The 2,466-nt window shown below is 40.8% G+C and carries 2 protein-coding genes; both read left to right on the top strand.

Features of this window, described 5'->3' with window-relative positions; all coding sequences use genetic code 11:
• On the top strand, positions 1-1,323 hold a 1,323-nt coding region (locus tag CXF78_RS20265), incomplete at its 5' end, for an ATP-binding cassette domain-containing protein (RefSeq protein WP_102037766.1).
• A gap of 25 nt (positions 1,324-1,348) precedes the next feature.
• On the top strand, positions 1,349-2,466 hold a 1,118-nt coding region (locus CXF78_RS20260; protein ID WP_145991591.1), incomplete at its 3' end, for a DUF3466 family protein.

Raw genomic sequence — 2,466 nt, 5'->3', positions numbered from 1 at the left:
GAGCAATTTTTATTAAGCTTTAAAGGCGCCATAGTATTTGTCAGCCATGACCGTGGTTTTATTCAAAGAATGGCAACGCGTATCGTCGATTTAGATCGTGGTGTCGTGATCTCATTTCCAGGTAACTACCAAGCTTATTTAGATGGTAAGCAAGAATGGTTACGAGTTGAAGCTGAGAAAAACGCTCATTTTGATAAGAAACTTGCCGACGAAGAAACCTGGATCCGTCAAGGTGTTAAAGCACGTCGTACTCGAAATGAAGGACGTGTTCGAGCGTTGAAAGCACTACGTACCGAACGTAGTGAACGCTTAAACCGTCAAGGTAACGCCAAAATGTCGGTATCTGATAACGAACGTTCTGGTAAGTTAGTATTTGATATTAAAAATGTTAATTATAATTTACCTGATAAAAACTTAGTTAAAGATTTCAGTACTACTGTTATACGTGGTGACCGCATAGCGTTAATTGGCCCAAATGGTTGCGGTAAATCAACGCTAATCAAATTGTTAATTGAAAAACTACAGCCTCAATCTGGCGAAATTAAAGTCGGTACTAAGCTAGACGTTGCCTATTTTGACCAGTATCGTGAAGCGCTTGATCCAGAAAAAACAGTAGAAGAAAACGTTGGTGAGGGTAAAAGTACCGTCACCATTAATGGCCAAGATCGCCATATTCTAAGCTATCTACAAGATTTCTTATTCTCGCCAATGCGTGCTCGTACTCCGGTAAAAGCACTTTCTGGTGGTGAAAAGAACCGTTTGTTATTGGCGAGATTATTATTACGCCCTGCCAATTTAATTATTCTCGATGAACCAACAAACGATCTTGATATTGAGACGTTAGAGTTGTTAGAGTCACTACTTGCTGATTTTGCTGGTACATTACTTATCGTGAGCCACGATAGAGCATTTATCGACAATACCGTTACTAGCAGTTGGTGGTTTGCGGGCAATGGACAATGGGCTGAGTATGTTGGTGGTTACCAAGATGCTGTTGCTCAAGGTGCAAAGTTTTATTCTGAGGAACCTGTTGCAACTAATGTTGTCCAACCTACCGCAGTGGTTGAAACAAAGCCTGTCAGTATCCCTGAAAAAGCAGTCAAAAAACTGTCTTATAAATTGCAAAAAGAATTAGATACGCTTCCGAGCCAAATGGAACAGCTCGAGCAAGATATTGCCCAATTGCAGCAAACCATAGCGGGTGCTGATTTTTATAATCAACCGCAGGATTTGGTCAATAAAGCACTGCAGTTGTTGGCAGAAAAAGAACAGAATTTAGAAGTTTGCTTCGAGCGATGGGAAGAGCTTGAGTCACTGAAGTAAAGCATAATAAAACAGGAATAGTTACATGAAGTTAAAGTTTGATAAAGCCTTATCCCTTGTTGCGATAGGTGTATTAAGTGTGATTGGAACAGTTCAAGCTGCGCCAGTATATGAAATTGTTAATATTGAAGATTTCGACCTAAATGGCACTATTGACGGTACACGTAATGGCTATGCCATGGCGGTGAACAGTCAAGATGAAGTTGTCGGTATTTCAAAAGGTAAAAAGAAACTTAGCACCGAAGACATTGAAGGCGGCATCATTGATGTTGAAGATGGTATTTCTGATGCAGAAGAAATTACCTATTCAGTATTAACACCAATAGAAGCAAATAACTTCACCGTCACGACTAGTGCGAATGCCGCTGAAGGTGCTTGGAAGCCTTCATTTTATAGCTTAGCCGGCACGACTAATCCTACTGACGTAGACAGTGATGGTGAACTTGTTGTTAATTCAATTGATACTTTCTTCTATGGTCTTAACAGTAATGGCACCAAAGTAGGTGCTTATACTGGTGAGCAAAAGACCTTGGCTTATGAAGGTACAAGCACAACACAAGAGCTTTGGTATTATCGTGACTTTGAACTTCGTGCCATTGCAGTAAAAGATGATGTCGAATTTTCATTAGTACCTCCTTACACAACCTATGTTCGTGAACAAGATGCTGATACTAGTGCTGCTACCGTTGAGTTAGGTGGTTCGTCTGTTGCTGCCGATGTAAATGAAAATAACCTTGTTGTTGGTTATGGTAGTACTGCGCTGTCGTCATCGAGTGTTGACCGTGTAGATAGCTGTATTAAAAGCGCAGAAGACACTGATGCAGATAATCCTACGCCGCTCGCTATTTGTGTTCAAGATTCTCAGTATCCAGACACTAACAGCCGTCGTTATATTATTTATCAAACACGCGCTTTAGTATGGGATTTAAATAACATAGACGATGCCGGTGTACCTGAGCGTACTGAATTACCGTTAGGCTTAACCCCTGCAACTGACTCAACGTTAATTTACACCGCCCAAGCATTAGGTGTTAACGGCAATGATGATGTCGCTGGCCGGTCACATGTTTATCGTAACGGTGACACCGATAAATTATATTTTGATGCGGCTTACTGGAAAAAGAATGTCAGTGGTGAATATCA

Origin of the sequence: Shewanella sp. 11B5, assembly GCF_002836795.1 — a bacterium.
Classification (GTDB): Bacteria; Pseudomonadota; Gammaproteobacteria; order Enterobacterales; family Shewanellaceae; genus Shewanella; species Shewanella frigidimarina.
Note: the sequence above shows the minus strand (reverse complement) of the source record. Positions and strands in the feature narration are given on the sequence as shown.